This window comes from Arthrobacter endolithicus (assembly GCF_026627425.1).
Classification (GTDB): domain Bacteria; phylum Actinomycetota; class Actinomycetes; order Actinomycetales; family Micrococcaceae; genus Arthrobacter_M.
In genome coordinates, this window is record NZ_JAPNLH010000042.1 from 1 (window position 1) to 3,619 (window position 3,619).

Annotated in this window: 3 protein-coding genes and 1 pseudogene; 1 reads left to right on the forward strand and 3 read right to left on the reverse strand. The window is 60.2% G+C overall.

The window, feature by feature from the left end:
• Window positions 1-9: 9 nt before the first annotated feature.
• The 3 genes from OS914_RS17780 to OS914_RS17790 are packed head-to-tail and all read right to left on the reverse strand — an operon-like array spanning window position 10 to window position 3,136.
• On the reverse strand, window positions 10-999 hold the full coding sequence (locus OS914_RS17780; protein ID WP_267547389.1) for a tyrosine-type recombinase/integrase: 990 nt from the start codon (window positions 997-999) through the stop codon (window positions 10-12).
• Window positions 996-1,934 (reverse strand): tyrosine-type recombinase/integrase, encoded by a 939-nt coding sequence (locus OS914_RS17785; RefSeq protein ID WP_267547390.1) that lies wholly within the window; start codon window positions 1,932-1,934, stop codon window positions 996-998. The genes OS914_RS17780 and OS914_RS17785 overlap by 4 nt, the downstream gene beginning before the upstream one ends.
• Window positions 1,931-3,136, reverse strand: coding sequence for a tyrosine-type recombinase/integrase (locus OS914_RS17790; protein ID WP_267547391.1), 1,206 nt, complete (start codon window positions 3,134-3,136; stop codon window positions 1,931-1,933). The genes OS914_RS17785 and OS914_RS17790 overlap by 4 nt, the downstream gene beginning before the upstream one ends.
• Before the next feature lie 139 nt (window positions 3,137-3,275).
• Between OS914_RS17790 and OS914_RS17795 the strand changes: the two are divergent.
• Window positions 3,276-3,467 (forward strand): annotated as a pseudogene (locus OS914_RS17795) (IS21 family transposase); the annotation flags it as partial.
• Window positions 3,468-3,619 lie beyond the last annotated feature (152 nt).

Sequence of the window (3,619 nt, forward strand, 5' to 3'; positions counted from 1 at the left end):
TCTACATAATTACAGCCCTTCCAGGAATGCCAATAGGTCATCGGGTGGCCGGTACCGGCCGGGCGTGGTGCTCGGGGGCGCCGTTCGGTCGAGAGCGCGCTGCTTCAGGTCGAGATCGGCGTGCAGGTAGATCTGCGTGGTGCGGATATTTTCGTGGCCGAGCCATAATGCGATGGTGGCGATATCGATCCCGGCGTGCAGGAGCCGCATGGCACAAGCGTGCCTGAGCGTGTGGGGTGTTACCGTCTTCGTTGTCAGTGAGGGACAGGTCGTTGACGCTGTTTTGACGTGCCGGGCAACGATTTTGGCCACTGCATCGCGGGTCAGTTTCTGGCCTGAGGGGCCGGGAAACAGGGGGTCTGTGTCCCGTGAGTGCTGTTCTGCCATCCATTCCTTGAGTTGCGTGCAGGCGCTCTTGGTCAGAGGTGTGATGCGTTCTTTGCGTCCCTTTCCTTGGCAGGAGAGGTACGCGCCGGCATCCAGATGAGCGTCTTTCGCGGTCAAGTCGACCAGTTCACTGACGCGCATGCCGGTGACGACGGCCGTCATCAGAAGTGCTTGGTCCCTTCGGCCCCTCCATGTTGACGGGTCGGGGGCGTTGATCAAGGAGTTGGATTCGTCGTCCGTCAGGAATGTCACGATGGCAGTGTCGGAGCGCTTGTCCGGGATTGCCAGTACCCGTTGGATGAGTTCGGCGTGCTCGGGGTAGTCGAAGGATGCGTATCGAAAGAGGGAACGGATCGCTGACAATCGTGTATTTCTGGTGTGGATGCCGGATCCTCTGCTGTTCTCCAGCCAGGACAGATAGCCGCCAATGAGAACGGCGTTGAGGTCTTCAAGTTCGAGGTTCTGTGGTCCCTTGCCGGTTTGCTCGTGGGCGTACTGGAGGAGCAGCCGGAATGCGTCCCGGTAGGAGGCCACCGTGTTCTGGCTCGCCCGGCGCTGGCCGATAAGCCGACGAAGGAAGAACGACTCCATGATCGGGGCCAAGGAAGTCATGACTCCTCCTGCAAGTACGAGCCCAGCCGGTCGGAGACCAAGGTCATCAATTCCGGAGTCCCGCTTAAATACCAGTACGTTGCTGCCGGGTTCTGATGCCCGAGATAGGTCCAGAGCAGCGGCAATAGGGGGCCGACGTCCGCACCCGCGCGATACCAGCCCTGCAGTGTCTTCACTGCATAGGTATGTCTCAGGTCGTGCAAATGGGGCTGGTGGTGAAATCCAGGCCGCGTCACATCGGCTTCCCTTGCCAGTCGTGCAAATACCTGGCTGGCGTTAGCGGGGATCAAGCGGGTTCCGCGGGCGGAAAGGAATACGGCCGGATCTTTGGGATGTGGATACTTTGCGTCCCGAATCATGGAATATTCCGCCAGCGCGGCTACTGTGCTTGGATGCAGCGGCAGTTGCCGTGATTTATGGAATTTCGCTTCCCGGATCGTCAAGATCCCTTGTCCCCAGTCGATGTCGGAGCAGTCCAGATGTGTGGCTTCGCTGCGCCGCATCCCTGTCACCGCAACCAGCGAAATGTACGTCCGGTAGGTTCTGGCGCGGAATTCCGTGATCAGCCTGTCGGTGGCCTGCAGCACCCGAGCCAGCTCATCATCGGAAAATATGTAGGGCAATACCCGATGGCTCCCATCGAGCAACAGTGAAGGATCAGGGACCTGCGTGAGTGGGTCAAAGGCCTGCAAATATTGGGCGAAGGGCCGCACCGCTCCCAGGCGGGCGTACCACCACACCGGGTTGGCGCCCGCTGGCAGTGTCGCCCATTCCAGTACCTGACGACTGGTGAGATGGGCATCGCCGCTACGAAGGAAGTACGTGATGAATTCCATCAGCAGTTGTCCCTGCTGATCCAGTTTGTAGCCCATGCTCCGGCGCATCTGCAGGTACTTGTCGGCCATCAACGCCCCATCGATACGCGGCGTGCTCATGGCTTACTCCCCGGCCACGGCAACGCCAGGGAGCGCAAGGCCGCGTAGTCGACTTTTGCATACTGGGACGTGGTGGAAAGGCTTCGATGGCGCAGTACCTGGCCGACATCGGTCAGGGAACCGCCGGACCGCAGCAGTTGCGTTGCCGCTGTGTGCCGCAGTTGGTGGGCGTGTACTCCTTCAAGACCGGCACGTCTGCTGGCTGCCAAAACCACCTCGGAAACTCCCGACGATTTCAGCGCGCCCACGGGCGCATGGACCCGTAGAAAAAGGGATTCTCCCGCACAATCGGGCCGGTCGCGACGCAGGTATTCTGCCAAGGCCGTTCCAACATCGCTTGGTAGGGGCAGCTTCTCCCGGCAACGTCCCTTGCCCTTCAGAACCATGTCCCCGGCACGCCAATCAATGTCCTTGAGCGTCAGGGATGCCACCTCATTGGCGCGTAGCCCCAATCGACTCATCACGACGAGAATCGCGTAGTCACGGAGCCCGATGCTGGTGTCGCGGTCACACGATGCCAACAAAGCCTCCATTTCCGCTACGCCCAGACCCTGCGGAATGTTGCTGCCGTGACCGGCAACCGACGGAACCACACCGGCCAGCGTCCGGGCACACAACCCATCCATAAACGCCCAACCCAGGAAGGACCGCAACCCGGTGACGGCGTATTTGGCGCTCTTTACTTCCAATACCTCGTTGAGTTCGGTGGTGAACGAGATGACTTCCGCCCCGCTCATCGCGCCCACGGAACTCGAATGTGCGGTCAACCAATCCATCAACAAACTGGCAGTCCGGCGGTAGTGTTCCACCGTCTTTGCCGTAAGTCCCCGTTCCTCCACGAGGTAGCGGTCGAACTGGCCCAGAACGATGCATTTCGGGGACATCGCGTCTGGCGGCGGCTCAGGAACCGGAACCACGGCCAGCTGGCGCAAGTAGTCCATCAACAACACAAACGACGCGGCCGTCGGATGCGTCTGCCGTGTTTCCGCAGCCAGATCGTCAACGAACCTCTGCAGCACCACATCCGTCAGCGCGCCAGCGGCCAGTCCCTGCCTCTGAAGCCAACGACTCAACCGGGCAGCCAAGGATCCCAGCTGCCCTGACGTTGAGTGCGCATATCCACGCCCGGTCAACCGCTCCCGGTAGCCGACCAGATAAGGGGCCAATGGGCCCTTCGGCCCCGGAAAATACTTCGTCATCATGCTCACCTTCCCGTATCGAGAAAACAAGCATGCGCCACATGCGATTATGTAGAAAGCCGACCAGAACAGATCAGCACGACGGCAACTCATTTCCCGGCCAGGACCACCTGGTTTCTGCATAACCGCGCGTTCTACATAGTGGCTGCAATATGATTTCGGCGACGGCCCCTATATTGGCGGGGTGAAGACCGTGTTGTTCGTGGCGTGGCTGGCCTGGTCGCGCTTCCGGATTGTCATTGCGTTGCGTGATAGGACGGCGCCGTCCGTGTTCGCCGCCCTGGATCGCTCCTTCCGCATCGTTGGCGGGGCACCCACTTACGTCCTGACGGATTATGTTCCGCGAAACATAATCGGTGTTCTGTGCCCTGCCTGATTATGTGGCCCGGCCGCCGGAACCGGTTCTGGCCGGCTGGTTTGGTTGATTCGGGCCACATAACGATCAGAGGTTTGAGAGCCAGTTGAGCAGTGATTCGTCGGACCTCC